This is a genomic window from Streptomyces sp. NPDC127114 (assembly GCF_042677525.1).
In the GTDB taxonomy this organism is placed as follows: domain Bacteria; phylum Actinomycetota; class Actinomycetes; order Streptomycetales; family Streptomycetaceae; genus Streptomyces.
On sequence record NZ_JBHXTJ010000047.1, the window covers coordinates 1 to 26,378 of the forward strand.

A 26,378-nucleotide genomic window follows, 5' to 3' on the forward strand; every position below is an offset into this window, starting at 1 on the left:
GATCTACACCCCCAAACTCGGCGCCAGCGTCTTATGTGTATAAGAGACAGCGCTCCCCCCCGGGGCCGGGGCGTCCCCACGTCCCGCTGTGCGCCGCCGGACCCGGGGGGCCCACAGCGGGCGGGATCGGGCCTGGCGGCCGGATCAGGCTTCGCAGCCCACGGGCGGGTTGCCGGAGCTGACGCGGCACACGTCGACTCCGAGGCCGCCGTTCACGACGTTCTGGTTGATGTTGACGCGCAGGAAGTCGTTGCCGAGGTCGCCGAAGACGCGCCCGGTCGACGAGACCCTGTTGTTGACGTTGATGTAGTCGGCGTCGTTGCCGCCGCCCGCGGTGCCGTTGACGACCCCCTGCTCGACCAGGATGTAGTCGCGTCCGGCGTTGCCGATGACGGTGCCGTTGAGGTCACCGGTGGTGATGACGATGTAGTCGTCACCGCCCTGGCCGTTGACGGCGTCGCCGGCGGCGACCGTCGCGCAGGTGATGTAGTCGGCGCCCGCCGTTCCGTTGATGGTCGTGCCGGTGACGGAGGTGCCGTTGACGGTGCACGTGGTCGCGGCCTGGGCGGGCGTGCTCAGGGCCAGCGGGGCTATCAGGAGAGAGGCGGCGCAGAGCGCTCGCGCGGTGTGTCGGATCATGGGATCAGTCACACACGGTGCGCATGTGCTCGCAAGCCGTCACCGAGGGTCGTGGTCCGCCCGGGTCAACCTGCCGCCCGAACGGCTCCCACCGCCTTGCGCGCCGCCACCAGCACCGGGTCCCACACCGGCGAGAACGGCGGCGCGTAGCCCAGGTCGAGGGCCGTCATCCGTTCCACCGTCATCCCCGCCGTCAGCGCCACCGCCGCGATGTCGACCCGCTTGCCCGCGCCCTCCCGGCCCACGATCTGCACGCCCAGCAGCCGCCCGGTCCGCCGTTCCGCCAGCATCTTCACCGTCATCGGCGCCGCTCCCGGGTAGTAGCCCGCACGGCTCGTCGACTCCACCCGGACCGTCACGTAGCGCAGCCCCACCTCGCGGGCGTCCTTCTCCCGCAGCCCCGTCCTGGCGATCTCCAGGTCGCACACCTTCGACACCGCCGTCCCCACCACACCGGGGAAGGTCGCGTAGTCGCCGCCCACGTTCGAACCGATCACCTGGCCGTGCTTGTTGGCGTGCGTTCCCAGCGGCACGTACCGCTCCCGTCCCGACACCAGGTCGAGGACCTCCACGCAGTCACCGCCCGCCCAGACGTTCTCCTGCCCGCGCACCCGCATCGACAGGTCGGTGAGCAGCCCGTCGTACGTGCCGAGCGGCAGCCCCGCCGCCCGCGCCAGCGAGGTCTCCGGCACCACGCCCATGCCGAGCACCACGACGTCCGCCGGGTACTCGCCCTCGTCCGTCGCCACGGCCCGCACGCGGCCGTCCTCACCGGTGAGGATCTTCGTCACCGGCGCGGAGCCGACCGTCGTGATGCCCAGGCCGTCCATCGCCTCGTGCACGAGCCGGCCCATGTCCGGATCCAGCGTCGCCATCGGCTGCTCGCCGCGGTTCAGGACCGTCACCTCGAAGCCGTGCCCGAGCAGCGCCTCCGCCATCTCGACCCCGATGTAGCCGGCGCCGACCACCACCGCCCGCCGGCCCTTCGCCCGGGCCAGCGAGTCGATCAGCGCCTGACCGTCGTCCAGGGTCTGCACGCCGTGCACGCCCGGCGCGTCGATGCCGGGCAGCGGCGGCCGCAGCGGCCGCGCGCCCGTCGCGATCACCAGCTTGTCGAAGCCCGTCCAGCCCTCGGCGCCGGACTCCAGGTCCCTGGTGCGGACCCGCTGCCGGTCCAGGTCGAGCTCGGTCACCTCGGTCCGCATCCGCAGGTCGATGTCCCGGGCCCGGTGCTCCTCCGGGCTGCGGGCGATCAGCCCGTCACGTGAGTCGACGTCACCGCCGACCCAGTACGGGATGCCGCAGGCCGAGTACGAGCTGAAGTGCCCGCGCTCGAAGGCGACGATCTCCAGTTCCCCGGGCCCCTTGAGCCTGCGGGCCTGGGGGGGCGGGGGCCGAGCCCCCCCCGGCCCCCCCCGGGCCCCCCCCCACCCAGGGGGAAAAAAAACCAACACCCCCCCGGGCCGGGGGGGCCGGGCCCCCCGGCCCCCCGCGGGGGGGCCTTGTCCCCGGGCCCCCTTGTCGGGGGGGCCGTGCCCGGGGGGGCCTTGCCCGCGGGGCCGGCCGCCGATGACCACCAGTCGCTCTGTCATACGAACACGCTACGCCGAAGGGGCCGTTCGGCCGGTGCCCTCGGCGCCGTCCGTGTCCTCCCCTTCCCCGTCCCGTGCCGCGGGCACGCCCGCCGCGTTCGTCACACGCTCGGCGCGCGGCGCCCACGGGAGCGACTCCGGGGCGGGCCGCGGCCCGGGGCGGCGGCGCAGGCGCGGGCGGAGCGCCCACCGCCACAGCGCGTACAGCACCGCCGCGACCGCGAGCCACGGGGCGAGCGCGGCGAGGACGACCAGGATCCAGGCGACGGCCGCCACCAGGGCGTCCCAGCCGCCGCGCAGGGCGTCGCCGAGGCCCGGCCGCTCGTCCTCCTCGACGGCGTGCGGGCCCTCGGGCTCGGACAGTTCGAGGGTGACCGTGGCCAGCGTCGTACGGTCCTTCAGGGAGGCCTGCTGGGCGAGCAGCGACTCCAGCTCCGCCTGACGCCGGCTCAGTTCGCCCTCCAGGGTCACCACGTCGCTCAGCCGGGTGGCCCGGTCCATCAGCGCGCGCACCCGTGCCACGCTCGCCCGCTGGGTCGCGATGCGGCTCTCGACGTCCACCACCTGCTCGGTGACGTCCTTGGCGTCCGCCTTGCGCGACAGCAGCCTGCCCGCGCCCGCGAGTTCGGCGAGGACGGAGTCGTACCGCTCCTGCGGCACGCGCAGCACCAGCCGGGACACGACGTGCGTGTCGTCGACCCGTTCGGTCGTCTCGTTCTGGATGTGGCCGCCCGCGGCCGTCGCCACCCGGCGGGCCGCCGCAGCCCCCTTCGTCGCGTCCTTCACCTCGACGTACAGCTCGGCGGTGCGGATCACGTGCTGCCGGGCCGCCGCCGGGGCGGAGTTCTTCGGCGGTGTGGTGGAGGCCGCCGAGGCCTTGTCCGCCGCCGAGCCGGTGCCGGCGGCTCCGTCGGCCGCGGACTCGGGCCCCGCGTACGCGGGCTTCTCCGCGCTCGTGCCCCCCTTGGCGTCCGCGCTCGAGCCGGCGTCGGCGTCGCCCGCCCCGCAGCCCGTCAGGACGAGTGAGACCGTCAGCAGCGCCGCCGCGGCGGCAGTGCGCCCTCTTCGCATCCGTAACCCCCCAAGGTTCTCGGTGTGTGCCGTGGTGCCCGTTGGACGTCAGGGTGCGGGAGCGGGTTTCGTCCGGCGGTAGCGAAGCGGTCACGGTCCGGCCTCGGATCGGGAGCGCACGGGCGATTTGAGAGAGTGGTCCCATGAGCGGCCCCATGAACGCGAACGCGCAGAGCACGGACAGCCGGACGACGGACAGGCGGACCACGCACGGCCGGACCACGGACGGCCGGACGACGCGGGGACGGGAGACGACCGCCCGCCCGCCCGCCGGATCGCACGTCGTCGTCGTGGGAGGCGGCATCGCCGGCCTCGCCGCCGCCCACCGGCTCGTCACCGCCGGTGCCCGGGTCACCCTCCTCGAAGGCGGCGACCGGCTCGGCGGAAAGCTGCTCGCCGGGGAGATCGCCGGCGCCCCCGTCGACCTCGGCGCCGAGTCCCTGCTCGCCCGCCGCCCCGAGGCCGTCGCGCTCGCCGAACGGGTCGGCCTCGCCGACCGGATCCAGGCACCCGCCACCACCACCGCCTCCGTGTGGTCGCGCGGCGAGCTCGTGCCCATGCCGAAGGGCCACGTCATGGGCGTCCCGGGCGACGGCCGGGCCGTCGAGCGGCTGCTCTCCGCCGAGGCCGTCGCGCGGATCGACCGCGACCGCGAGCTGCCGCCCACCGAGATCGGCGAGGACATCGCCATCGGCGCGTACGTCGCCGAGCGCATGGGCCACGAGGTCGTCGACCGGCTCGTCGAGCCCCTCCTCGGCGGCGTCTACGCGGGCGACGCCTACCGCATCTCCATGAAGGCCGCCGTGCCCGCCCTCTTCCAGGCCGCCCGCTCCCACGGCACGCTCGCCGAGGCCGTCCGCGCCGTCCAGCGCGCCGGCGCCGCCACCCCGGCGGACGCCGCGGGCGCCGGCACCGGGATCGCCGGCACCGGCCTCGGCGGCGCCGCCTTCGCCGGCCTGCGCGGCGGCGTCGGCACCCTGCCGCTCGCCGTCGCCGACGCGGTCCGCGCCGCCGGCGGCGAGATCCGCACCGGCGCCCCGGTGACCGCCCTGCGCCGCACCGGCCCGCACGGCTGGCAGGTCGTGACGCCGGAGCGTACGTACGACGCGGACGCCGTCGTCGTCGCCACGCCCGCCGGACCCGCCGCCGCGCTCCTCGCCGGCCACGCGCCCGCCGCCGCAGCGGAGCTCGGCAGCGTCGAGTACGCCTCGATGGCGCTGATCACCCTCGCCTTCCGGCGCGCCGACCTGCCCGAAGGCACCGGGCTGCCCGGCGCGGAGCTCCCCGCCCTGCCGGGCTCCGGTTTCCTCGTGCCGCCCGTCGACGGCCACACCATCAAGGCCTCCACCTTCGCCAGCCAGAAGTGGCGGTGGATCGCCGACGCCGCGCCCGACCTGTTCGTGCTGCGCACCTCCGTCGGGCGGTACGGCGAGGAGGAGCAGGTCCACCGCGACGACGCCGACCTCGTCGACGTCTCCCTCAAGGACCTGGGCGCGGCCACCGGCCTCGCCGCCCGGCCGGTCGCCACCACCGTGACCCGCTGGCTCGGCGGCCTGCCGCAGTACCCGGTCGGTCACCTGAGCAGGGTCGAGCGGATCCGCGCCGCCGTCTCCGGCCTGCCCGGCCTCGCCCTCGCGGGCGCCGTCTACGAGGGCGTCGGCATCCCCGCCTGCATCGCCTCCGCGCACCGCGCGGCCGACGCGATCCTGGACGAGATCAGGGACGCGAGCACGGACGAGATCATCGCCACGTCGGAAAAGGCCGACCCTGGTGCGGGGCACTGTCCGTGACGGGCGAGAATAGGCGTATGAGTGCGCCCGAAAAGATCCCGAACGCCGGTAAGAAGGCGAAGGACCTCAACGAGGTCATCCGCTACACCCTGTGGTCTGTGTTCAAGCTGCGCGACAACCTGCCCGAGGACCGTGCCGGCTACGCCGACGAGGTCCAGGAGCTGTTCGACCAGCTCGCCGCCAAGGACATCACGATCCGCGGCACGTACGACCTCTCCGGTCTGCGCGCCGACGCCGACGTCATGATCTGGTGGCACGCCGAGACGAGCGACCAGCTCCAGGAGGCGTACAACCTCTTCCGCCGCACGAAGCTGGGCCGCGCCCTGGAGCCGGTCTGGTCGAACATGGCGCTGCACCGCCCCGCCGAGTTCAACAAGTCGCACATCCCGGCCTTCCTGGCCGACGAGACCCCGCGCGACTACGTCTCGGTCTACCCGTTCGTGCGCTCCTACGACTGGTACCTGCTGCCGGACGAGGACCGCCGCCGGATGCTCGCCGACCACGGCAAGATGGCCCGCGGCTTCCCGGACGTGCGCGCGAACACGGTCGCCTCCTTCTCGCTCGGCGACTACGAGTGGATCCTGGCCTTCGAGGCCGACGAGCTCTACCGGATCGTCGACCTCATGCGCCACCTGCGGGCCTCCGAGGCGCGGATGCACGTCCGCGAGGAGATCCCGTTCTACACCGGCCGCCGCAAGAGCGTGGCGGACCTGGTGGCCGGCCTGGCCTGACGGCCCGCCGTCCCCGACCCGGTCACCGTCCGGCGCCCAGCCGGGCGGTGATCCCTCGACCCGGAAGATCAGACGGCAGGCGGAGTTCCGCCCGCCGCTCCAGCGACACCGGGTCCGGCTCCGGGTGCGGCGCGCATGACGCGCGCCGCACCGGCGTCCCTCCCTCCTCGCCCGCCTTCCCCGCGGGCGGCACGGCACCCGTGAGCAGATAACGCTCCAGGTAGCCGTTCACGCAGGCGTTCGCCCCGCCCCCGATGCCGTGGGTCCCGGCGTCCCGCTCGGTCACGAGCGCCGCGCCCGACAGCCGGCGCTGCAGCTCCCGGGCTCCTTCGTACGGCGCCGCCGCGTCCCGTTCGGCCGCCAGGATCAGCACCGGCGGCAGCACCCCCGGCCCGGTCCGCACGTCCAGCGGCTTCTGCCGGGGCGCCTTCCAGTACGCGCAGGGCAGGTTCGCCCACACGTTGTCCCAGGTCTCGAACGGGGCGAGCTTCGCGAGCCGGGTGTTGTCCCGGTCCCACAGCGCGAAGTCCTCGGGCCAGGGCGCGTCGTTGCACTCCACCGCCGTGTAGACGGCCTGCCCGTTGCCCGGGTCGGTGCTCTCGGCCTGCTGGTCGCGGGCCGGACCGGACGCGGGCGTGACCGGCGCGGCCTGGGCGACCAGCGGCTTCGGATCGCCCTTCAGATACGCCCCGAGGGCGCCCGCCCGCGCGGGCCAGAACCGGTCGTCGTACAGCGCCTGGAGCATCGCCGCGTGCAGCTGCCCGGAGCCGACCCTCCCGCCCGCCGGTGCCGCGGCCAGTTCGGCCCGCACCTTCTCGTAGTTCTCGCCCACCTCGCCGGGCGTCGCGCCCAGGCCGTACACCTTGTCGTGCTTCGCCGCCCAGGTGCGGAAGTCCGCCCAGCGGCGCTCGAAGGCGAGCGACTGGTCGAGGTTGTTGACGTACCAGATCTGCCGCGGCGCCGGGTTCACGGGCGCGTCGAAGACCATCCGGCGCACCCGGTGCGGGAACAGCGTCGCGTACAGCGCGCCGAAGTACGTGCCGTAGGAGGCGCCCATGTACGTCAGGCGCCGCTCGCCGAGCGCGGCCCGCAGCACCTCCAGGTCGCGCGCGTTGTTCAGCGAGTGGTAGTGCCGCAGGGCCGGACCGGTGCGGCGGGCACAGCCCTGCGCGTACGTCCTGGCGCGGGCGACCCGCTCCTGCTTGAAGACCTCGGAGGGCACCGTCGGCGCGAGCGTCGGGCCCTTGGCGCGGTCGGCCGGGTCCTGGCAGGAGACCGGCGCCGAGCGGCCCACCCCGCGCGGCGCGTAGCCGACGAGGTCGTACGCGGCGGCGATGCGCCGCCAGGCGGGGAGCTCGGCCGCGAGCGGGAACCAGGTGGAGGAGGCGCCGGGGCCGCCGGGGTTGTGCACCAGCGCGCCCTGCCGGCCGGCCGCCGGGCCAGAGGCCCGCACCCGGCTCACGGTGAGCGGGATGCGCGTGCCCTCGGGACGCGCGTAGTCGAGCGGCACGCGCACGGTGCCGCACTCCACCGGAGCGGGCAGCCGCTCGACCGCCGGGCACGGCCCGAAGCGGATGCCCTCGGCGGCGGCCGTCCTCGCCGCGGCGGCGACGCCGCGGCTCTCGGCGGGCGGCGCGTCGGCCGCGGGAGCCACGGCCGCCGGGGCGGCGGGAGCGGGGCCGAGGAGGGCGGTGGGGGTGACGAGGGCGGACAGCAGCAGGGCGACGGACTTCATCTGCGCGTCCCCTTCTCTTGGCGGGCCCGGGCGGGGCGGGGGCGGCACGGGGCGACAAAGGGGATGGTTGGCGGCCGACGCGGTCAAGTAAAGGAACTACGACGGGTGTCGGCTGTCATGTCCCCGAAAGGCGGCACGAAGCGCGGGCTCCAGGACCTCCGTGCCCCGCCGGGCGAGCGCCGTCATCGGGTCGGCCGGCGAGAGTCCGGCGAGCAGTCGCCGCCCGGCGGGCGAGGCCCAGCAGCCGGTTCCGCCGGCCCGCGCGACCAGCAGACACAGCCCGCCCGCCAGCAGCGGCATCGCGAACCAGGCCGCCACCGGTACGCGCACGCCCTCGGGCACGAGCAGCACCGCGGCCGCAGCCAGGCCCAGGGTCAGCAGGAACGCGCCGGACAGCGCGCGGCCGCCCGCCGCCGTGGTGCGCCGCTCGGCCTCCGGCAGCGCGAGCCCGCGCGCCACCAGCCCGTCCGCGAGCTCCCGTACGCACGCGGTGCCCGCGACCAGCGGCCGCACCTCCGGGATCGGCGACTGGCCGCCGGGCCCGATCGCCCGGAGCACCGCCCGCTCCAGCTCGTCGCGCCCGCCGGTCCCGTCCACGACCGTCGCCCAGCCGGTGTGCGCGAGCAGCACCAGCCGGGCCTGGTGCAGGCTCACCAGTGCCAGGTCGGCCACCCGCAGCGGCCCGCCCGCGAGATACGCCGCCTCGACGACGGTCAGCTCCTCCCCGCCCTCGGCCGGCTCCCGCGCGTCGACCAGGACCGCGTCCCGGCACACCCGCGCACAGGCGACGCCGGTGACCACGAGCGAGACCAGGAGCAAGGGAACCCACACCATGATCCGGTTGTACGGGAGGGCGGACCCGTACGCCACCGGAACGACGGCCTCAGGAACTGCTGCTGGACGAGCAGGAACTGCTGCTGGAGGAGGAGCAGGAGCTGGACGAGGAGGAGCAGGAACTCGACGACGAGGAACAGGAACTCGACGACGAGGAGCACGACGACCCGCCTCCGGAGCACGAGCTGCTCCCGGAACACGAGCTGCCGCCCCCGCAGCCGCCTCCGCCGCCCTCGCCGCCGGCCGCCGCCGCGCACCACATGACGGGCAGCAGGGCCGCGTCCTGCGAGGAGGACGAGGACGACGAGGGGACGGAGGAGCGGGTGACCGGCCGAGCCGGCCGGTAGGTCCGCGCCGCTGTGGCCAGCTGCTCGCGCAGCTCCGGGTCCGGCAGCGAGCGCAGTCCCTGCAGGGCGACGAGCAGCCCCGGGTCCACGTGGGCCTGGGCCCGCCCGAACGCCGCCACCGCGGCGTGCCCGGCGGGGGTGATCCGCCGCCGCGCCCTGGCCCCGCACAGGATCGCGCCGGTCAGCCAGGCGGCGAGCACCGGCAGCACCAGCACGACGAACGGCAGGTTCCGGCCCGGGTCGATGAGGTCCGGCAGTGTGAACACCAGGGCGAACAGGGTGGCCATCCCGCCGAGCATCCCGAGGAACGAGCTCCACGTCAGCGCCGAGCGGCGGGGCCGGGGCTCCATGAGCAGCCCGCGTGCCGCGAGGGCGTCGCCGGTCTCCTGCACGGCCGGGTGCCGCATCACGGCGAACCGCAGCGGGCCGAGCGCCCCGCTCGCGGCGCCGGCCAGCTCCTGGAGCACGGCCCGTTCGACCGGGTCGTGCGCGGTCGGCCGCAGCACCCGCACGATGCCGGGCCCGCCGACGGCCAGACGTCCGTCGCCGTGCAGCGAGGCGATCGCGGTGTCGACGACCCGGGCGGGGCCGCCGTTCAGGAACGCGGCCTCGTAACGGTCGTGGATCCGACCGCCGGGACCGCGCCCCAGCCGGCTCAGCTTGACGAAGAGCACGGCCGCGGCCGGCACGCCGATCAGGTAGTAGAAGAGCACGAAACCGGTCATGGCTGCCTCATCCCCTTCCCAGGGCCGTACGGATCCGGTGCCCGAGCCGGGCCGCCGGGCCCGGCGGCCGGACGCCCGCCCGCTCCCGCCACCAGTCGGTGAGCAGCCTGCGCGCCGCCGGGTCCTCGGGCCGCCCGGCGATCAGCAGTCCCTCGGCGAAGTCGAGGGCGTCGTGCCGGTAGCCGTCCGTCATGGGCCGGTTCCTGGCGTACGAGAGGAACGCGGGCCGGTAGCCCTCGCCCAGGATCTCCGGCAGCTCGGGCGCCACCTTCGCCACCACGTCGGCCCGTTTGGCCGCGAGAGCGCGCCGCTGCACGCCGAGCCGCCGCACGTCGAAGCCCTCGGGCGCGGGCGTCCCGGCGACCAGGGCGGAGAGCAGCGCCACTTCGGCGACGCCGACCCGCTGACGGGCGGCGTCGAGGGAGGGGCGGGCGTCAGGTGACGGTCGCGCGGCGGGGGCGGTGGCCGGCGCCGGTGCGGGTGCCGTTGTCAGTGCGGGTGCCGGCGCCGGTGCCGGCGCGGAGGCCTGTGCCGGGACCGGCTCGGGCGACCGGACCGGCATCACGCCGCCCGAGACCCGGGCGCCCGCGCCGATGAGCAGCGGCCGGGGCCGCGCGGGCGCCTCGACGGTGGCGACGGCAGGCTCGGCGGTGGCGCTGGTGGCCGGCGCGACGACGGCGCGCTCGGCGGCGGGCGCGGCGGTGGCCAAGGTCGTACGGATCGCGTCGAGTTCGGCGGCCAGTTCCTCCTGAGCCGGGAAGCGGTCGTCCCGCTCCAGGAGCACGCCCGGCGGCGAGACCCGGGACGCGAGGTCCGCCAGGATGTCCAGGACCGGACGCGGCACCGGGTGGGCGTGGGTGTCGTGCCAGACCCCGTCGCGCTCCACACCGCCCGCCACGTGCACGTACGCGAGGGCCTCGACGGGCAGCGCGGACAGCGCCTCCGCCGGGTCCTCGCCCCGGTTGATCCGGTTGGTGTGGAGGTTGGCGACGTCGATGAGGAGCCGCACCCCCGTGCGCTCCACCAGCTCCGTCAGGAACTGGCCCTCCGTCAGTTCCTCGCCCGGCCAGGAGACCAGGGCGGCGATGTTCTCCAGGGCCAGCGGCACCGGCAGCGCGTCCTGCGCGATCCGCACGTTCTCGCAGAGCACGTCGAGGGCGTCCCAGGTGCGGGGCACGGGCAGCAGGTGCCCGGCCTCGAGCAGGGGCGTCGCGGTGAGCGGCCCGCCGGCCCGTACGAACGCGATGTGCTCCGTCACCAGCGGCGCGCCGAGCGCCTCCGCCTTCGCCGCGAGCGCGGCGAGCCGGCCGGCGTCGGGCCGGTCGGCACCGCCGAGCCCCAGCGAGACCCCGTGCGGCACGACGGTCACCCCGCGCGCCCGCAGCCGTGCCAGGGAGTCGGGCAGGTGGTCGGCGCAGACGTTCTCCGCGACGACCTCGACCCAGTCGACTCCCGGCAGCGCCTCGACCGCGTCCGCGATCTCCGGCCGCCAGCCGATGCCGACCCCGAGTTCTTTCATGTCCCCCATGTCCCCCTCCTTCGGTCCCTCACGTGATGGCCCCGAAGCGGCCGTTCGAATCCGGCCGGGGAGACGTTCAGAGCTTGATTTGAGGTTTCAGCGCGCGAGGAACCCGAAGGCCGGGAACTCCGAGACCACCGTGCACGAGCCCGGCGCGATCTCGGTGAAGCCCGCGTCCCGTACGACCGGAAGCCCGCTCGTCGTGAGCCGCGCCCAGCGCTCCGGGTCCGCCGTGCGGACCGCGAGCGGGAAGCCGGCCGCGCGCCAGGTCTTGCGGTCGGCCTCCGACAGCTCCCACCACAGCAGCTGGGCGCCGTGCCCGGCCTGCGCCATCGTCTTGCCCGCCGACATGTCGAGCTCCGGGTTGAGCCACAGCACGGCCGCACCCTCCGGAACGGGCCCCGGCTCGGCCGGGTCGTCCAGATCGGTGCCCGACACCTGGAGCTTGACGAGCTCCTTGGGCCAGCCGTCCAGCGGGACCGGCGGGAAGACCCGTACCTCCGTGTCCTGGGGGCTCGTGACCGTGATGCCGGGGAGCGCCGAGGCCCTGCGCCACTCCGCGCCGCGCGCCCGCCGCACCACCTTGCGGATCCGGGCGTCCTGCCAGTCCGTCATGGCCTGCGCCCACTCGCCCTCGCCGAGGGACCGCTCGTCGGCCAGGATCTCCAGGACCGCACGGGCGGCGGTCTCCAGGGCGTCGGTACGGGCCGGGGGCGCGGCCCGCTCGATGCGGACCACGAGCGGGAGGACGTACTGCGGCTTCTCGTCACGGGGGTCGTTGCTGCTCACCCGGCAAGTCTGCCATTGCCCCGGAGACGCGTTCCTTGTCGGAACGGGACCTTCCGGGACAGGATGCCCCTCATGAAGAGCGATCTTTTCAACAAGGAACACCTCGCCGAGGCGGCGCCGGTACCGGGGATGACCCTCCAGAACGCCAAGTCGGTCAAGTACACCGTGAACGGGGAGATGCACGCCCGACAGGGCTCGATGATCGCCTTCCGGGGGAACCTGCAGTTCGAGCACAAGAGCCAGGGCCTCGGCGGCCTGCTCAAGCGTGCGGTGACCGGCGAGGGCCTGGCCCTGATGGCCGTGCGCGGCCAGGGCGAGGCGTGGTTCGCGCACGAGGCGCAGAACTGCTTCATCGTGGAGATCGAGCAGGGCGACGCGCTGACCGTCAACGGCCGCAACGTGCTCTGCTTCGACCCGACCCTGCACTACGAGATCAAGACGGTGAAGGGCGCCGGCATGACCGGCGGCGGTCTGTTCAACAGCGTCTTCACCGGTTACGGCAAGCTCGCCCTGATGTGCGAGGGCAACCCGATCGTCATACCGGTCAGCCCGCAGGCCCCGGTGTGCGTCGACACCGACGCCGTCGTCGGCTGGAGCGCCCAGCTCCAGACCTCGCTGCACCGCTCGCAGTCCTTCGGCTCGATGATGCGCGGCGGTTCCGGCGAGGCGGTCCAGCTGCGCCTGGACGGCCAGGGCTTCGTCATCGTCCGCCCGAGCGAGGCCGTCCCGCAGAAGGTCTCCAACTGACCGCGGCACCGGACCGGAACCCGGCATGATCCTCGAAGGCGTCGGCCGGCGTTACGGCCCGCGCGGGCCATGGGTGCTGCGCGAGGTGGGGCTCACCCTGCCCGCGGGCACCCTGGCCCGGTTCACCGGCGGCAACGGCACCGGCAAGTCGACCCTGCTGCGTCTCGTCGCGGGCGTCGACGCGCCCAGCGCGGGCCGGATCAGCGGCCGCCCGGCCCGTACCGCGTACGTCCCCGAGCGCTTTCCCGCCGCGCTGCCGCTCACCGCGGCCGGCTACCTCGTCCACCTCGGCCGGATCCAGGGCCTCGGCGGACGGGAGGCCCGGGCGCGGGCGGGGGAGTGGCTGGAGCGCTTCGGCGCAGCCGCGTACCGGGACACGCCGCTCGCCGAACTCTCCAAGGGCACGAGCCAGAAGGTGGCCGTCGCGCAGGCGCTGCTCGCCGCGCCGGGGCTGCTCGTCCTCGACGAGGCCTGGACCGGCCTCGACACCGGAGCCCGCGCCGAACTCGACCGCGCGGTGCGCGAGCGCGTCGCGGCGGGCGGCCGGGTCGTCTTCGTCGACCACGACCCACGACGGCTCGCGGGCGAGGCGGACGCGGAGTTCGCCGTCGCGGCGGGCCGCGTGCGACGAGCGGAACCGACGGCGGGTCCGGTCGCGGGACCTCCGCGCCCCCGGGTCCGCATCACCGCGTCCGGGGGCACCGAGCCGCCTCCGGGGATCGGTGACCTCGCGGTCGGACATCCGGGCGGTGACGGCCGGCTGACCGTCACCGCCGACGCCGCCCGCTCCGACGCGGTGCTGCGGTCGCTGCTCGACGCGGGCTGGCACGTCGAGGACCTGCGGGCGACCGAGAGCACCGGCCCTGCCGACGGCACCCGACCTGCCGACGTCACCGGCCCTGCCGACGGCACCGCCCGCGTCACGAAAGGCGTACGGAGATGACGGCGCTGCTCCGCTACCAGGCCGCGCTGCTGCTGCGCTCCCAGCGCTGGCTCGCGCCCTTCCTCCTCTACGCCGTCTTCGTCGGCATCGGCGTCCAGGCGGGCGAACCGGTCCTGGGCGCCCTCGGTTACGCGGTGGCGGGCCTGGTCCCGGTGACCGCCTGGGCGGTCCGCGTCTGTCTGAACCAGGAGCCGCCGGCCGCCCGCGCCGTGACCGCGGCGGCGGCCGGCCGCGCCAGGGCTCATCTGGCGGCGGTCCTCACCGCCGTCGGCGCCACGTTCCTCGTCGCCGTCATCGCCGTCCTCGCGGTCACGGGGATGAGCGACCACCGCCAGGTCGCGCCGCTCCCGGCCGCAGTGGCGGGCGTGCTGGGCGCGACCGTGTGCGTCCTGACGGGCACGGCGGTCGGCGCCCTGACCACCCGTCCGCTGATCCGGGCCCGCGGCTGGTCCCTGACGACCCTGCTCCTCGCCTCGCTCCTCGGCCTGGTGACGACGGGCTCCCCGGCCGCCTCGGCCGTCTCGTCCCTGGTCACGGCCGCGGGCTCGGGCACGGTCCCGTACCCCTGGCCCGCCCTGGCGGGCGCCGTGGCCCTCACGTCGGCGGCCGTGGCCCTGGCGTGCAGGGCCACGGCCTGGCGCGGCTGAACCCGTCCTACTTGTAGGCGGGTACGGCCCAGGTGGCGCGGTAGTGCTGGTCGGCCGAGTTCGCGCTGCCCAGGGACTCGGCGTTCTCCGTGGCGGTGGTGATGAACCGGATGTACGGAGACGTGTAGTCGTTGATGTCGGGCTGTTCACTGCAGCTCTGCGCGCAGATGGAGGCCGCGGTACCGGTGCGCGGGTCGTTGCCGATGCTCTTGATCATGGGGCGGCTGTTGATCGTCGGCTCGTTGGTGAAGTCGTTGCACCACCGGGACTGCGCCGCTCCGGTGACGTACTTTCCGAGCGGCCAGCGGCCCTTGTCGGTGTAGCACGGGGCAGCGGCGCTCTTCGAGAACTGGATGATGCCGCCGTTGGTCCCCACCCAGAGGCGGTCGGTGTTGCCGTACACCGGCGAGAGGTCGTGACCCCAGGCCTCCGCGTCCCGGTAGGTCCCGTCCGCGTTCCTCACCTGCTGCTTGGGCAGCGGGAAGGCCTGGGCGGCGGCCGTGTCCAGCCTGCCGGCGACGTACGGGTACCTCACCAGCTCCTTGCCGCCGATGGCCCACACGGCCTTGGCCGCCGGGTCGTAGAGGACCTCGTGGGCCTCGCCGAGCGGGATCTCCTGGGCGGGCGTGGCGTTCCAGGAACCGGGCGTGCCCTGGGCCTTGGTGTAGAGCGCCAGGCCGCCGGTGACGGTGGGGGATCCGTTGAGCTTGCGCGAGGCGAAGGCGACGAGGACGTTCCCGTCGTCCAGCAGCTCGACGCCGTGGAGGTCGCCCGGGCCCACGTTGATCGCCCAGTGGTAGCCGGCGAGGGACGGGTAGGGGATCACGCCGACGAAGCCGCTGGCGCCGTCGCCAGTGACCAGGACACTGCCGTCGCCGTAGACGCCCCCGGGGCGCAGCTTGTGGGAGGTGCCGCCGGCCCAGGTGTCGCCCTTCAGGCTCGTGTCGAAGACGGAGTGGTACGCGTCGGGGATCCAGCGCTGGTACGGCCCGGACCCCGGCCAGACGGACGGCTTGGTGGAGTCGAAGAACTCCAGCGCCGCGTGCGCGGTGGGGTAGTTGTTCGGGTAGGCCGGGCCGTAGGAGTTGCCGGTGACGATCGGCGTGTGGCCGTCGTTGAACTCGACCTCGAGCGTCGGCGCGTTGTACGCGGCGTGGCACGCGTAGTCCGTCGACACCGGGTTCATCGAGCAGAAGTCCTTGTAGCTCGACGAGCCGGTCTCCTGCGCGCTGAAGCGAACGCCGTGGTTGGGGAGGGTGCCGTTGGCCCAGCCCGTGACCCAGTCGGTGACGTCGATGCGGTAGATGCCGTTGGACGCGGCAGGGTTGGTCTTGTTCGGCACGTCCGGGCAGGTCGGGTGGCCGAGGCCGAACTCGTAGCTCCGGCCCGCGACGACGGCCGGCTGGTTGGCCCAGGTGATCGTGGCCTGGTCCCACGCCTCGCTGACCGGCTCGACGCTCATCCCGGCCTTGGCGGCGCAGTCGGAGACGAAGGAGTTGTAGACGCGCAGCGAAGCGCTCTTGATGGGTGCGCCGCGCAGCTTGGACACGTCGAAGCGCAGGAAGCTGCGGTACTTCGTGGCGCCGTTGTCCGGCGTGCCGACGTGCAGCAGGTGCTCCTGCGAGTGGTTCGCGGTGTCCGTGCTCTTGATGTACGTGTCCGACAGCCGCTTGATGATGTTGCGCGGCCCGGTCTGCGCCATGGGTGAGACCGCCGGGGGCGCCTCGGTGGTGGTGACCGCGGCCGGCGGGGGAGCGGTCTCCCCGGGTATCGCGGCCTGGGAGGACGGGACGAGCAGTGACGCGAGGAGCGCCACCCCGCCCCCGGTCGCCAGAAGGCCCCTCGTGAAGAGGGGCCGGGTGGAGCGACGCACGTGAAGGTCCGCCTTTCGAGCTCTCGGTTCGTCGGAAGTGAAGAGGGAACACCCTCACACCGGGGCCCGGACTTGTACAGCGGGTTTCGATCACACGTGCGGCGGGGTCAGGACATCAGCTCCGAGACCTTCACGAAGCGGTAGCCCTTCGCCCGGAGCTCCGGGACGATGCGGCGGATCGCCTGCTCGGTCACCGGGGCGGCGCTGCGGGTGCAGTGCATGACGACGAGGGAGCCGGGCCTGACGCCGTCGAGGACCTGGTCGGCGACCGCGTCCGCGTCCTTCGCGAAGGCGTCGCCGCTGACCACGTCCCACTGGACGGCGGTGACGCCGGCCGGTGCCAGTGCGCGGCGGGCGTCGTCGTCGTAGCAGCCGCCGGGGAAGCGGAAGTACGGCACGACGTTGGTGGCGCCGGCGTCGCGGAAGGCGTCGAAGGCCCGCTGGACGTCGGCCGCCATGTCGGGCCGGGCGACGGTCGGCAGCCCGTAGCAGGGCTCGGCGAAGGCGTAGTGGCTGTAGGAGTGGTTGGCGATCTCGAAGAGCGGGTCGTTGCCGATGGACCGGGCCTGGTCCGGGTACTCCTCCGCCCACCGTCCCGTCATGAAGACGGTCGCGTCCACCTTCAGCCGGCGCAGCGTCGCGATGAGCTGCGGGTTGTCGAAGCGCTCGCCGCGGGCCGCGCGCGGGCCCTGGTCGGCGGTCATGTCGGCGTCGAAGGTGAGCGCGACGACCTTCTCGGCACTCTTCGCCCGGTGGCTGTAGACGGCCGTGAGGCCGCCGGCGGCCGGGGCGAGCGTCGGCGGCGCCTTGCGGGCGGGCCGGGCGGGCGCGGCCTGGTGGCCGGCGGCGGGCGGCGCGGGCTGCGCGCCGGGCCCGGCGGAGGAGGGCTTCGCCGGCGAGGCGGGCTTCGCCGAGGCCGGCGAGGCGGGCGTGGCGGGCGCCGGTGAGTCGGCCGCGCCCCCGCCGCAGCCGACGAGTACGGCGCCCAGCAGAGCGAGCGCCGACAGCTTTCGTGCAGGAATGGTCACCCACGGAAAATATCCGATCAGATAGGCCTATCGTTCGCGGCTCGACAGCAGCAGCGCCCGAGTCCACGCCGTGAGCTGACGCACCATGGCCTGAGCATGCGCGGCGCGGTCGCGCGGAAGGCACGCCGACCGGCCGGCGCGCCTCACGTGGCGAGGAGCCTCGCCCGGGACTCCGCCACGTCGAAGTTCCCCTTCGGGTACGCCGGATCCAGCTCCTCCAGGTGCTCCAGCAGCAGTCTGCTGATCGCCCAGTTCCGGTACCACTTCCGGTCCGCCGGGACCAGGTACCACGGCGTCCGGTCCGTCGCGCACCGTTGCAGGGCGATCTCGTACGCCTCCTGGTACGCGGGCCACAGGGCTCGTTCCTCGATGTCGCCCTGGTTGAACTTCCAGTGCTTCTCCGGGTTGTCGAGGCGTTCGAGGAGGCGGGCGCGCTGTTCCTCGTACGAGATGTGGAGGAAGACCTTCACGACGGTGACGCCGCCGTCCGCGAGGGACTTCTCGAAGCCGGCGATCTCGCCGTAGCGGTTCTCGATCTCGGTGCGCGGGGCCAGCTCGCGCACCCGGGCGATCAGGACGTCCTCGTAGTGGGAGCGGTCGAAGATGCCGATCTCGCCCGGCTCGGGGAGCGCCCGGGCGACGCGCCACAGGAAGGGGTGGGCCGACTCCTCCTCCGTCGGCGCCTTGAAGGCGCGGATGCGGCAGCCCGACGGGTTGAAGTGGCTGATGACGTGCTTGACCGTGCCGCCCTTGCCGCTGGTGTCCATGCCCTGGAGGACGAGGAGCAGCCGGCGCCGGTCGCCCGCCGTGCTTGCCGCGTACAGCCGCTCCTGGAGGTCCGCCAGGCGCGGGGCGAAGCCGGCGACGGCGGCGAGGCCGGCCTTCTTGTCGGCGGGGCCGCCGGGCGTGCCGGCGGCGTCGTACGCCGAGAGGTCGACGGGCTCGCCGACGGGGAGCCGCAGCAGCTTGCGCAGCGACTGCCGCCCCGCCTCGCCCGCACGCTTCTTCTTCGGCATCCGCCCGCCTCCCGCCGCTGATCCTGCTATCGATCCTGCGCGTCCAGCGCCGGTCGCACCACCGCGAACGCCCGGTCGAGCAGCTCCAGCGGGTCCTCCGCCGCGTCGCTGTCGCTCCAGCGCTGCAGCGCCGTGTGGAACGCGACCAGCGCCGTGCCCGCCGCGAGGCGCGGATACAGGTCGGCCGCCGGATCGAGGCCGTGTCGGCGGGCCAGCTCCCGGGCCAGGGCCTCACGCCACTCGGCCTGCCGTTCCAGCAGGCGGGCGAGCAGCGCGGGCGTGCGGAGGATCAGCTGGACCACCCGCAGCGCGCGGGCCGCGTGGTCCGGGTGCTGCTCGGTGCAGGCCAGCAGGGGTACGGCGACGGCGTGCCGCAGCGAGGCCGAGACGGGTTCGCCGTCCGGGCGGTCCGCGAGCGCGGCGTGGATGTCGCTGCCCATCCCGGACAGGAAGCGGACGACCACGTCCTCCTTGGACGCGAAGTAGCGGAAGAAGGTCCGCTTCGAGACCCCGGCGTCGGTGGCGATCTCGTCCACGGTGACCGCGTCGAAGCCCCGCAGCGCCAGGAGCTGGAGCGCCGACTCGGTGAGCTCGGTCGCGACGAGCAGGCGCTTGCGCTCCGCCAGGCTGATCGTTCCCGACGCGCCGGAAGAGCTGGTCGAGCCGGTCGAGTCGGCGGAGTCGGTGGCGTCGGTGGAATCGGTGGTCATGGGGCGATGGTAGTCCCCGAGCCTGTCACCCGGAGAACAGCTTGACACCGAGTGACACGCACGGCAGCGTGTGCCACATGACGCACCCGACAGAGCAGTGGAACGCCGACCGCATCCCCGACCTCACCGGGCGGACCGTCGTCGTCACCGGCGCCAACAGCGGCCTCGGCCTCGCCACCACCCGCGCACTCGCCCGCCACGGCGCCCACGTCGTCCTCGCCGTCCGCGACGAGGCGAAGGGGCGCACGGCCGCGAGCGGCATCGCCGCCGAGGTGCCCGGCGCCCGGCTCGACGTGCGGCGGGTCGACCTGGCCGACCTCGACTCCGTACGCGAGTTCGCCGGCGGACTGCGCGCCGAGCAGCCGCGCCTCGACGTGCTCGTCAACAACGCGGGCGTCATGGCGCCGCCCCGCACCCTCAGCGCCCAGGGCCACGAGCTCCAGTTCGCCGCCAACCACCTGGGGCACTTCGCCCTCACCGGGCTCCTGCTCGACCGCCTCGCCGCCGGGCGCGACCCGCGGGTCGTCACGGTCAGCAGCCTCCAGCACCGCAAGGGCCGGATCGGCTTCGACGACATCCACGGGGCCCGCCGCTACGCGCCCATGCGGTTCTACAACCAGTCCAAGCTCGCCAACACCGTCTTCGGCCACGAGCTGCACCGGCGCCTGACCGCCGCGGGCAGTCCCGTGCGCAGCGTCCTCGCGCACCCCGGCTACACCAGCACGAACCTCCAGAAGGAGACGCCGGTCGCCCTCGTCCGCTGGGTGTTCGGGCGCGTGCTCGGCCCGTTGCTCGCCCAGGCCCCGGAGGACGGTGCCCTGCCCCAGCTGTACGCGGCGACCGCACCGGGCGTCGAAGGCGGCGCCTTCTTCGGGCCGGACGGCCCCGGTGAGCTGAAGGGCGCGCCGAAGCCGGTCCGGTACGCGCCGGCGGCGACCGATCCGGAGACCGGCCGCCGCCTGTGGGAGCTGTCCGAACGGCTCACCGACGTCCGTTACGAGCTGGGCTGACCGCGGATCAGCGCCACGGGCCCCGCACCGCGAACGTCGTGCCCGGCGTGTAGCAGTTCACGTACATCGTCGTGCCGTCCGGCGAGAAGGTGACGCCCGCGAACTCGCCCCACTCCGGCGCCTCCGGGGTGCCGATGTTCTGAGCCCCGCGCGCGACCGCGTACACCTCGCCCTTCCGGCTCACGCCGAAGACGTGCTGGGCGCCGTCGCCGTCCTCGCAGACCATCAGGCCGCCGGTCGGCGCCAGGCAGATGTTGTCCGGGGACTCGCCCGGGAGCTGGAGGTCGGTGTCCGGGCCGAAGACGACGACGAGCGTGAGGCGGCGCCGGTCCGGCTCGTACTTCCACACCTGGCCGAAGTGCGTGGCGCCCGAGCCGTCCTTGACGCGGGCGAACGACGACACGAAGTACACGGAACAGCCGCCCCAGTAACAGCCCTCCAGCTTCTGCGCGTGCGTGATGCCCTTCGGGCCGAAGTCCTGAAGTCTGATCGGGGTCACGGCCGCCGAAGGGTCGGGTACGGGCACCCACTCGACGCCCTCGAAGCGCGTGCCCGCCTCCTGCACCACCGACAGGTCGGGCACGCCCGGCACCCGCATCGCCTCCAGGGCACCGCCCGCGCGCAGCGAACCGGTGCCGCCGAGCGGCTTCTCGGGCAGGAAGCGGTAGAAGAGGCCGAAGGGATGCTGGAAGGCGTCCTCCGTCTCGTACACGATCCCGCTGTACGGGTCGACCGCGACGGCCTCGTGCTGGAAGCGGCCCATCGCGGTGAGCGGGACGGCCCCGGTGCGGCGCGGGTCGGCGCCGTCGACCTCGAAGACGAAGCCGTGGTCCTTGGTGTAGCCGTTGGTGCCGGCCTTGTCCTCGGTCTCCTCGCAGGTCAGCCAGGTGCGCCACGGGGTGGGCCCGCCCGCGCAGTTGACGGCCGTGCCCGCGACGGCGACGCGCTCGTCGAGGACGTTGTCCCGGCGGTCGAGGGTGAGGGCGGTGCAGCCGCCCTTGGCGGCCGGATCGTAGGTCAGCCCGTCGACGACCGGCACGCCGATCTTCCCGGTGACGCGGTTCTCGTGGTTCCGCACGAGGTGCACCCGGCCGCCGCGGCCGGCGAAGGCGCCCATGCCGTCGTGGTTGCCGGGGACCAGGCCCTCGCCGGAGCGCAGCGGTTCGCCCTGCCGGGACAGGACCTTGTAGCGGAAGCCGGCCGGGAGGTCGAGCAGCCCGTGCGGGTCGGGGACGAGCGGGCCGTACCCGGCGTGGCGGCCGAGCGCGGCGGAGGCGGCGGCGCTTCCCGTGAAGAGTTCGGATATCGCGCCGGTGAAGGCGATGCCGGCGGTGGCGGCGAGCATCTGACGTCGTGTTGCGGACATGAGGCAACCCACTTCCTGCTGGCGGACAGGACTGTGCATGTGTCAGGACCGGATGTTCCAGGACTGCATGTGTGGTGTGACGTGTGACCCGCATGTGTGTATCACGCACGGTGGTGACGCGTGAACCATGCGGGTCCACGTTGCCTCAGGAGAAGCGGGAGGAGCCGGTGGAGCTGGTGGAACCGGTGGAGCGGGAGGACCCCGGGACGGGGAAGCGGCTCAGGAAGCCAGCTCGGCCGTCAGCGTGATCGTCGTGCCCGTCAGCGCCTGGCTCACCGGGCAGTTCTTCTTGGCGTCCTCGGCGAGCGCCTGGAACTGCTGGGCGTCCACCCCGGGCACCTCGCCGCGCACGGTGAGGTGGCTGCCCGTGATGCCCTTGCCGGGCACGAAGGTGACCTCGGCCTTGGTCTCAAGACGGGTCGGCGGGGTGTCGTTCTTGGCGAGGATGTTCGAGAACGCCATGTTGTAGCAGGACGAGTGCGCGGCGGCGATCAGCTCCTCGGGGCTGGTCACGCCGTTCGGCTCCTCGGTGCGGGCCGGCCAGGAGACCGGGTACGAGCCGATGCCGGAGGAGTCGAGCGACACGACGCCGGATCCCTTGAGCAGGTCGCCCTGCCAGACGTTGTGGGCGGTACGCGTAGCGGCCATGGTGCATCCCTTTCGATCGGGTATGGCCCCCAAGCTACTGCTCCACGAGTCCCTTCGCGTCCCGCGCCAGGGCGGTGAGCCGGGAGATCGCCCGGAAGTACTTCTTCTTGTACCCGCCGTTCAGCATCTCGTCGCTGAACAGCTTGTCGAAGGGCAGGCCGGAGGCGAGCACGGGTATCTCGCGGTCGTAGAGGCGGTCGGCGAGCACGACGAGCCGCAGCGCCGTCGACTGGTCGGGGACCGGCCGGACGTCGGTCAGGCAGACCGCGGTCAGGTCGTCGGTCAGCGCGCCGTACCGGCTCGGGTGAACCCTGGCCAGGTGTTCGAGCAGGTGCGGGAAGTCGTCGAGGGAGGCGCCGGGCGTCGCGTACGCCGTCTTGGCGACGGTCTCGTCGTCGTACGGGGCCGGGGCCTCCGGCAGGCCGCGGTGGCGGTAGTCCTCGCCGTCGATGCGCAGCGGCCGGAAGTGTGCCGACAGGCCCTGGATCTCGCGGAGGAAGTCGGCGGCGGCGAACCGGCCCTCGCCGAGCTTGCCGGGCAGCGTGTTGGAGGTGGCGGCGAGCGCCACGCCGTTCTCGACCAGGCGGCTGAGCAGCGAGGACACGAGGACGGTGTCGCCCGGGTCGTCCAGCTCGAACTCGTCGATGCAGAGGAGCCGGTGTCCGCTGAGGGTCTGCACGGTCTGCTGGAAGCCGAGGGCGCCCACCAGGTTCGTCAGCTCCACGAAGGTGCCGAAGGCCTTGAGCGCGGGCTCGGCCGGGGTGGCGTGCCAGAGGGAGGCGAGGAGGTGGGTCTTGCCGACGCCGTAGCCGCCGTCGAGGTAGACGCCGCGCGGGCCCGCCGGCACCGTCTTCTTGGGGGCCTTGGAGAACCAGCGGCGCTTGCCCGCGCCGGTGGCGTGGGCGCCGCCCAGGGTCTCGGCGAAGCCGCCGAGCACCTTGACGGCGTCGATCTGGCTGGGCTGGTTCGGGTCCGGTATGTACGTGTCGAAGCGCACGGAGTCGAACCGCGGGGGCGGCACCATCTCCGCCACCAGACGGTCGGCGGGGACGTGGGGCTCTCGGGAGCAGAGCGAGAGCGGGGCGGCTCCGGTGGAAGCCGCTTGGGTCATGGCACGGGTCGACACAGTTATCCACTGTAAGCGCCGTGTCAGACTGCCGGGATGCGACGCCTGTTCCCTGTGACGGACATGACAGCCCTCCACCGTGCCCGCGGCGCGGCGGGCACGGACCCGGACGCGGACCCGGACCCGACCATGGACACCTCGGACCGTAAGTGGTCCCTCGACGAGCTGGCGGACGCCTACGCCTACCCGCCCGAGGCGGAGTCCGGGCCCTGGCTGCGGGCCAACATGGTCTCCTCGCTCGACGGGGCCGGCCAGCACGGCGGTCACTCCCAGCCGCTGTCCTCGGAGACCGACATGCGGATCTTCGGGACCCTGCGGGCGCTCGCGGACGTGGTCGTCGTCGGCGCCGAGACGGTACGGCTGGAGGACTACAGCCCGGCCCGGGAGCGGGAGGTCTTCGCGGCCCGCCGGGCGGCGGCGGGGCAGACCCCGGCTCCCGCCATGGCGGTCGTGACCGCCTCGCTGGACCTGGACTTCTCGCTTCCGCTCTTCACCGAGGCGCCGGTGCCGACCCTGGTCCTCACCGGCGCCGCGTCCTCCCCGGAGCGCCGGGCGGAGGCCGAGCGGGCGGGCGCGGAGGTGGTGATCGCGGGCGACGGGCCGGGCGTGGAGCCGGAGCGCGCGGTGGCGGCCCTCGCCGAGCGGGGAATGCGGCGCCTGCTGACCGAGGGCGGGCCCCGTCTCCTCGGCCAGTTCGTGGCCGCGGGCGTGCTCGACGAGCTGTGTCTGACGGTGTCTCCGACCATGACGGCGGGCACCGCGCAGCGGATCGCCGGAGGGCCCTCGGTGGAGGTTCCGAAGCGCTTCGCCGTGGCGTCGGTGCTGGAGCAGGACGGCTTCCTCTTCACCCGCTACCGTCGGATCTGACAATCGGCGGAATTTGTCGTTCCGCTTAGCGTCCGCTGGGCACACTTACTCTCGCAGTCCCCGTGGGGCCACGGGGAAGGATGGTTTCCGCAGAAGGGCTCCTGAGGTGTTCACAAGCGTTCTGATGATCGAGAAGCCCCTCACGTCCGTCGACGTGGACTTCGTCACCACCCTGCACGGTGACGAGCGGGTCGCGTTCATCGTGTTGATGCAGCCGCGTGGTGACCAGGCGGACGTACTGCTGCGTGCCATCGACGACGTCGCCATGGGTGAGCTGAAGGAAGCGGCCCACGAGGGTGACGAGCCCGAGGGCAAGGAGGCCAGGCCGCTCGCCGAGCAGGCCCTGGACGTCTCCCTGCAGGCACTGAGAAACGCCGGCTGCGAGGCCGTCGGACACGTGGTCGAGGACCATCCGCTGGACAGGATGAAGACCGTGGTCGAGGAGTCCGACGCCGACGAGGTGATCGTGCTGACCGCGCCGCACTACGTGGAGGAGTTCTTCCACCGGGACTGGGCCTCCCGGGCCCGGCACAAGGTCGGCGTGCCCGTCCTGAAGCTCTTCGCTCACAGCGAGTGACGCCGCGAGTGTCGCCTCGGGCGACGCCGCGGGCGACCCGCGGCGCGTGACCCGCCACGGTCCGGCCGGCCCGGGCGCCGTGCCCGGTCCGGCCGGACCGAACCACTAGGCTGGAGCCTCACCACCGTCACGTACCAGGGGAGAGAACCGCATGGCACCCGCCATCCCTGCCGCCATGGAACGGCCGCACTTCATCGGCATCGGCGGTGCCGGAATGTCGGGCATCGCGAAGATCCTCGCCCAGCGCGGCGCCAAGGTCGCCGGCAGCGACGCCAAGGAGTCGGCGACCGCCGAGTCCCTGCGCGCCCTCGGCGTCACCGTCCACATCGGCCACGCCGCCGAGCACCTCGCCGACGACGCGTCCGCCGTCGTCGTCTCCAGCGCCATCCGCGCCGACAACCCCGAGCTGGCCCGCGCCGCCGAGCTGGGCATCCCGGTCGTGCACCGCTCCGACGCGCTCGCCTCGCTCATGGACGGCCTGCGTGCCGTCGCGGTCGCCGGCACGCACGGCAAGACCACGACCACCTCGATGCTGGCCGTCGCGCTCGGCGAGCTCGGCCTCGACCCCTCGTACGCCATCGGCGGCGACCTCGCGGGCCCTGGCACCAACGCCCGGCACGGAGAGGGCGCGATCTTCGTCGCCGAGGCCGACGAGAGCGACCGCAGCTTCCAGAAGTACGACCCGGCCGTGGCGATCGTCCTCAACGTCGAGCTGGACCACCACGCCAACTACGCCTCCATGGACGAGATCTACGAGTCCTTCGAGGCCTTCGCCGCCAAGATCCGCCCCGGCGGCACCCTCGTCGTCGGCGAGCACGCGGGCGCCCGCGAGCTGGCCGGGCGGGTCTCCGGGAACAAGGACCTGCTCGTGCTGACCGTCGGCGAGGACGAGGCCGCCGACGTGTGGATCCGCCGGATCACGCCGAAGGGCATGACCAGCGAGGTCGCCGTGGTGATGGACGGCGTCGAGCACGTCTTCACCGTCTCCGTGCCCGGCCGCCACTACGCGCACAACGCCGCCGCCGCGCTCGCCGCCGGTGCCCGCGCGGGCGTCGACCCGGCCGAGCTGGCCCAGGCCCTCACCGCGTACACCGGCGTCGGCCGCCGCCTCCAGCTCAAGGGCGAGGCCGCGGGCGTGCAGGTCATCGACTCGTACGCGCACCACCCGACCGAGATGACGGCCGACCTGGAGGCCATGCGCGGCGCCGCCGGGGCCTCGCGCCTGCTGGTCGTCTTCCAGCCGCACCTGTTCTCCCGCACCCAGGAGCTCGGCCGCGAGATGGGCGAGGCCCTGACACTCGCCGACGGCTCCGTGGTCCTGGACATCTACCCGGCCCGCGAGGACCCGATCCCGGGCGTCACCAGCGAGCTGATCATCGAGGCCGCCCGTGCGGCCGGCGCCGACGTCACCGCCGTCCACGACAAGGCCGAGGTGGCGGACGTGATCGCGGGAATGGCGAAGCCCGGCGATCTCGTTCTCACCATGGGCGCGGGCGACGTCACGGACCTGGGTCCGGAGATCCTGGCCCGCCTGTCGAGCTGAGGAGCGAGCGATGGCGTACGAGGTCGAGAAGACCGACGAGGAATGGCAGGCCGAGCTGACCCCGTCGGAGTACCAGGTGCTCCGGCTGGCCGGCACCGAGCCCGCCTTCCGCGGTGAGTACACGGACACGAAGACCAAGGGCGTCTACTCCTGCCGGGCGTGCGGCGCCGAGCTCTTCACGTCCCGCGAGAAGTTCGAGTCGCACTGCGGCTGGCCGTCCTTCTACGACCCGAAGGACAGCTCCGCCGTCGAGCTGGTCGCCGACACCTCCCACGGCATGATCCGCACCGAGGTCCGCTGCGCACGCTGCGGTTCCCACCTCGGACATGTCTTCGAGGGAGAGGGCTACCCGACCCCGACCGACCAGCGGTACTGCATCAACTCGATCTCGCTGCGGCTGGAGCCGGACGAGAGCTGAGCCTCCCGCTCCACCACCCGAGCCGACCGGCGCCTGGCGCGCCGGTCGGCTCGGACGTTTCCGGCCACGGTCTCCACCGCCGCGTCC

At 73.7% G+C, this 26,378-nt stretch carries 24 protein-coding genes and 1 pseudogene; 10 read left to right on the forward strand and 15 right to left on the reverse strand.

Going from position 1 to position 26,378, the window contains the following annotated elements:
• Positions 1–144 precede the first annotated feature (144 nt).
• The 3 genes and pseudogenes from ACFVGS_RS31645 to ACFVGS_RS31655 all read right to left on the reverse strand — a co-directional run bounded on the left by ACFVGS_RS31645 (position 145) and on the right by ACFVGS_RS31655 (position 3,302).
• Entirely contained in the window at positions 145–639 is a 495-nt protein-coding gene (locus tag ACFVGS_RS31645; RefSeq protein ID WP_384421966.1) for a hypothetical protein, read from the reverse strand.
• 65 nt (positions 640–704) lie between these two features.
• Positions 705–2,024, reverse strand: a pseudogene (locus ACFVGS_RS31650) (FAD-dependent oxidoreductase); the annotation flags it as partial.
• 216 nt (positions 2,025–2,240) lie between these two features.
• Entirely contained in the window at positions 2,241–3,302 is a 1,062-nt protein-coding gene (locus ACFVGS_RS31655; RefSeq protein ID WP_385695337.1) for a DUF4349 domain-containing protein, read from the reverse strand.
• 143 nt (positions 3,303–3,445) lie between these two features.
• On the opposite strand from ACFVGS_RS31655, the gene hemG reads away from it, so the two are divergent.
• A complete protein-coding gene (hemG, locus tag ACFVGS_RS31660) occupies positions 3,446–5,092 on the forward strand; it encodes a protoporphyrinogen oxidase (RefSeq protein ID WP_385695340.1) in 1,647 nt (548 codons plus the stop codon).
• A gap of 17 nt (positions 5,093–5,109) precedes the next feature.
• Positions 5,110–5,823 (forward strand): hydrogen peroxide-dependent heme synthase, encoded by a 714-nt coding sequence (gene hemQ / locus ACFVGS_RS31665; protein ID WP_384421958.1) that lies wholly within the window; start codon positions 5,110–5,112, stop codon positions 5,821–5,823.
• A gap of 22 nt (positions 5,824–5,845) precedes the next feature.
• Here the strand turns inward: hemQ and ACFVGS_RS31670 are convergent, their stop codons facing one another.
• The 5 genes from ACFVGS_RS31670 to ACFVGS_RS31690 all read right to left on the reverse strand — a co-directional run bounded on the left by ACFVGS_RS31670 (position 5,846) and on the right by ACFVGS_RS31690 (position 11,772).
• Positions 5,846–7,558 (reverse strand): alpha/beta hydrolase, encoded by a 1,713-nt coding sequence (locus tag ACFVGS_RS31670; RefSeq protein ID WP_385695345.1) that lies wholly within the window; start codon positions 7,556–7,558, stop codon positions 5,846–5,848.
• A 96-nt stretch (positions 7,559–7,654) separates the two neighbouring features.
• Positions 7,655–8,392 carry a TIGR04222 domain-containing membrane protein gene (locus ACFVGS_RS31675; RefSeq protein WP_384421954.1) on the reverse strand — a complete coding sequence of 246 codons (738 nt, stop codon included), beginning with the start codon at positions 8,390–8,392 and terminating at the stop codon, positions 7,655–7,657.
• A gap of 49 nt (positions 8,393–8,441) precedes the next feature.
• Positions 8,442–9,464: a TIGR04222 domain-containing membrane protein gene (locus ACFVGS_RS31680; RefSeq protein WP_384421952.1), complete on the reverse strand. Its 1,023-nt coding sequence runs from the start codon at positions 9,462–9,464 to the stop codon at positions 8,442–8,444.
• 7 nt (positions 9,465–9,471) lie between these two features.
• Positions 9,472–10,983 (reverse strand): DUF692 family multinuclear iron-containing protein, encoded by a 1,512-nt coding sequence (locus tag ACFVGS_RS31685; RefSeq protein ID WP_385695414.1) that lies wholly within the window; start codon positions 10,981–10,983, stop codon positions 9,472–9,474.
• Positions 10,984–11,079: 96 nt separating this feature from the next.
• Positions 11,080–11,772 carry a peptidyl-tRNA hydrolase gene (locus tag ACFVGS_RS31690; RefSeq protein ID WP_384421950.1) on the reverse strand — a complete coding sequence of 231 codons (693 nt, stop codon included), beginning with the start codon at positions 11,770–11,772 and terminating at the stop codon, positions 11,080–11,082.
• Positions 11,773–11,844: 72 nt separating this feature from the next.
• Here ACFVGS_RS31690 and ACFVGS_RS31695 point away from each other — a divergent pair, with 72 nt between their 5' ends.
• The 3 genes from ACFVGS_RS31695 to ACFVGS_RS31705 are packed head-to-tail and all read left to right on the forward strand — an operon-like array spanning position 11,845 to position 14,109.
• Positions 11,845–12,519 carry an AIM24 family protein gene (locus ACFVGS_RS31695; protein WP_384421948.1) on the forward strand — a complete coding sequence of 225 codons (675 nt, stop codon included), beginning with the start codon at positions 11,845–11,847 and terminating at the stop codon, positions 12,517–12,519.
• Between the two features lie 25 nt (positions 12,520–12,544).
• Positions 12,545–13,462, forward strand: a complete 918-nt coding sequence (locus tag ACFVGS_RS31700) for an ATP-binding cassette domain-containing protein (RefSeq protein ID WP_384421946.1) — start codon at positions 12,545–12,547, stop codon at positions 13,460–13,462.
• Positions 13,459–14,109, forward strand: a complete 651-nt coding sequence (locus ACFVGS_RS31705) for an ABC transporter (protein ID WP_384421944.1) — start codon at positions 13,459–13,461, stop codon at positions 14,107–14,109. Before ACFVGS_RS31700 ends, ACFVGS_RS31705 begins: the two co-directional genes overlap by 4 nt.
• A 7-nt stretch (positions 14,110–14,116) precedes the next feature.
• On the opposite strand, the gene ACFVGS_RS31710 is transcribed toward ACFVGS_RS31705, so the two are convergent.
• The 4 genes from ACFVGS_RS31710 to ACFVGS_RS31725 all read right to left on the reverse strand — a co-directional run bounded on the left by ACFVGS_RS31710 (position 14,117) and on the right by ACFVGS_RS31725 (position 18,658).
• A complete protein-coding gene (locus tag ACFVGS_RS31710; RefSeq protein ID WP_384421942.1) occupies positions 14,117–15,982 on the reverse strand; it encodes a DUF6528 family protein in 1,866 nt (621 codons plus the stop codon).
• Positions 15,983–16,089: 107 nt separating this feature from the next.
• Positions 16,090–17,010 carry a polysaccharide deacetylase family protein gene (locus ACFVGS_RS31715; protein ID WP_384421940.1) on the reverse strand — a complete coding sequence of 307 codons (921 nt, stop codon included), beginning with the start codon at positions 17,008–17,010 and terminating at the stop codon, positions 16,090–16,092.
• A gap of 143 nt (positions 17,011–17,153) precedes the next feature.
• Positions 17,154–18,026 (reverse strand): PPK2 family polyphosphate kinase, encoded by an 873-nt coding sequence (locus tag ACFVGS_RS31720; protein WP_385695350.1) that lies wholly within the window; start codon positions 18,024–18,026, stop codon positions 17,154–17,156.
• Positions 18,027–18,052: 26 nt separating this feature from the next.
• Positions 18,053–18,658, reverse strand: a complete 606-nt coding sequence (locus tag ACFVGS_RS31725; protein ID WP_385695418.1) for a TetR family transcriptional regulator — start codon at positions 18,656–18,658, stop codon at positions 18,053–18,055.
• Positions 18,659–18,813: 155 nt separating this feature from the next.
• On the opposite strand from ACFVGS_RS31725, the gene ACFVGS_RS31730 reads away from it, so the two are divergent.
• Positions 18,814–19,746 carry an oxidoreductase gene (locus ACFVGS_RS31730; protein WP_384421936.1) on the forward strand — a complete coding sequence of 311 codons (933 nt, stop codon included), beginning with the start codon at positions 18,814–18,816 and terminating at the stop codon, positions 19,744–19,746.
• 7 nt (positions 19,747–19,753) lie between these two features.
• On the opposite strand, the gene ACFVGS_RS31735 is transcribed toward ACFVGS_RS31730, so the two are convergent.
• The 3 genes from ACFVGS_RS31735 to zapE all read right to left on the reverse strand — a co-directional run bounded on the left by ACFVGS_RS31735 (position 19,754) and on the right by zapE (position 22,871).
• Positions 19,754–21,112 (reverse strand): alkaline phosphatase PhoX, encoded by a 1,359-nt coding sequence (locus tag ACFVGS_RS31735; RefSeq protein WP_384421935.1) that lies wholly within the window; start codon positions 21,110–21,112, stop codon positions 19,754–19,756.
• Positions 21,113–21,331: 219 nt separating this feature from the next.
• Positions 21,332–21,760 (reverse strand): OsmC family protein, encoded by a 429-nt coding sequence (locus tag ACFVGS_RS31740; RefSeq protein WP_384421934.1) that lies wholly within the window; start codon positions 21,758–21,760, stop codon positions 21,332–21,334.
• A 34-nt stretch (positions 21,761–21,794) separates the two neighbouring features.
• The gene (zapE, locus tag ACFVGS_RS31745; RefSeq protein WP_384421932.1) at positions 21,795–22,871 is read right to left on the reverse strand and encodes a cell division protein ZapE; all 1,077 of its coding nucleotides are present in this window, start codon (positions 22,869–22,871) and stop codon (positions 21,795–21,797) included.
• Positions 22,872–22,922: 51 nt separating this feature from the next.
• Here zapE and ACFVGS_RS31750 point away from each other — a divergent pair, with 51 nt between their 5' ends.
• From ACFVGS_RS31750 to msrB, 4 genes are all read left to right on the forward strand, one after another.
• A complete protein-coding gene (locus ACFVGS_RS31750) occupies positions 22,923–23,753 on the forward strand; it encodes a pyrimidine reductase family protein (RefSeq protein ID WP_384421930.1) in 831 nt (276 codons plus the stop codon).
• 106 nt (positions 23,754–23,859) lie between these two features.
• The gene (locus tag ACFVGS_RS31755) at positions 23,860–24,330 is read left to right on the forward strand and encodes an indole-3-glycerol phosphate synthase (RefSeq protein ID WP_384421928.1); all 471 of its coding nucleotides are present in this window, start codon (positions 23,860–23,862) and stop codon (positions 24,328–24,330) included.
• A gap of 151 nt (positions 24,331–24,481) precedes the next feature.
• Positions 24,482–25,873 carry a UDP-N-acetylmuramate--L-alanine ligase gene (gene murC / locus ACFVGS_RS31760; protein ID WP_385695355.1) on the forward strand — a complete coding sequence of 464 codons (1,392 nt, stop codon included), beginning with the start codon at positions 24,482–24,484 and terminating at the stop codon, positions 25,871–25,873.
• A 10-nt stretch (positions 25,874–25,883) separates the two neighbouring features.
• Complete coding sequence (gene msrB / locus ACFVGS_RS31765) at positions 25,884–26,291, forward strand: peptide-methionine (R)-S-oxide reductase MsrB (protein WP_384421924.1); 408 nt, start codon at positions 25,884–25,886, stop codon at positions 26,289–26,291.
• Positions 26,292–26,378 lie beyond the last annotated feature (87 nt).

Excerpts from the sequence above, each read along its gene's own strand:
- ACFVGS_RS31645 (WP_384421966.1), bottom strand. The coding sequence starts at position 639 with ATGATCCGACACACCGCGCGAGCGCTCTGCGCCGCCTCTCTCCTGATA.
- ACFVGS_RS31655 (WP_385695337.1), bottom strand. The coding sequence starts at position 3,302 with ATGCGAAGAGGGCGCACTGCCGCCGCGGCGGCGCTGCTGACGGTCTCA.
- hemG (WP_385695340.1), top strand. The coding sequence starts at position 3,446 with ATGAGCGGCCCCATGAACGCGAACGCGCAGAGCACGGACAGCCGGACG.
- hemQ (WP_384421958.1), top strand. The coding sequence starts at position 5,110 with ATGAGTGCGCCCGAAAAGATCCCGAACGCCGGTAAGAAGGCGAAGGAC.
- ACFVGS_RS31670 (WP_385695345.1), bottom strand. The coding sequence starts at position 7,558 with ATGAAGTCCGTCGCCCTGCTGCTGTCCGCCCTCGTCACCCCCACCGCC.
- ACFVGS_RS31675 (WP_384421954.1), bottom strand. The coding sequence starts at position 8,392 with ATGGTGTGGGTTCCCTTGCTCCTGGTCTCGCTCGTGGTCACCGGCGTC.
- ACFVGS_RS31680 (WP_384421952.1), bottom strand. The coding sequence starts at position 9,464 with ATGACCGGTTTCGTGCTCTTCTACTACCTGATCGGCGTGCCGGCCGCG.
- ACFVGS_RS31685 (WP_385695414.1), bottom strand. The coding sequence starts at position 10,983 with ATGAAAGAACTCGGGGTCGGCATCGGCTGGCGGCCGGAGATCGCGGAC.
- ACFVGS_RS31695 (WP_384421948.1), top strand. The coding sequence starts at position 11,845 with ATGAAGAGCGATCTTTTCAACAAGGAACACCTCGCCGAGGCGGCGCCG.
- ACFVGS_RS31700 (WP_384421946.1), top strand. The coding sequence starts at position 12,545 with ATGATCCTCGAAGGCGTCGGCCGGCGTTACGGCCCGCGCGGGCCATGG.
- ACFVGS_RS31705 (WP_384421944.1), top strand. The coding sequence starts at position 13,459 with ATGACGGCGCTGCTCCGCTACCAGGCCGCGCTGCTGCTGCGCTCCCAG.
- ACFVGS_RS31720 (WP_385695350.1), bottom strand. The coding sequence starts at position 18,026 with ATGCCGAAGAAGAAGCGTGCGGGCGAGGCGGGGCGGCAGTCGCTGCGC.
- ACFVGS_RS31730 (WP_384421936.1), top strand. The coding sequence starts at position 18,814 with ATGACGCACCCGACAGAGCAGTGGAACGCCGACCGCATCCCCGACCTC.
- ACFVGS_RS31735 (WP_384421935.1), bottom strand. The coding sequence starts at position 21,112 with ATGTCCGCAACACGACGTCAGATGCTCGCCGCCACCGCCGGCATCGCC.
- ACFVGS_RS31740 (WP_384421934.1), bottom strand. The coding sequence starts at position 21,760 with ATGGCCGCTACGCGTACCGCCCACAACGTCTGGCAGGGCGACCTGCTC.
- zapE (WP_384421932.1), bottom strand. The coding sequence starts at position 22,871 with ATGACCCAAGCGGCTTCCACCGGAGCCGCCCCGCTCTCGCTCTGCTCC.
- ACFVGS_RS31750 (WP_384421930.1), top strand. The coding sequence starts at position 22,923 with ATGCGACGCCTGTTCCCTGTGACGGACATGACAGCCCTCCACCGTGCC.
- murC (WP_385695355.1), top strand. The coding sequence starts at position 24,482 with ATGGCACCCGCCATCCCTGCCGCCATGGAACGGCCGCACTTCATCGGC.
- msrB (WP_384421924.1), top strand. The coding sequence starts at position 25,884 with ATGGCGTACGAGGTCGAGAAGACCGACGAGGAATGGCAGGCCGAGCTG.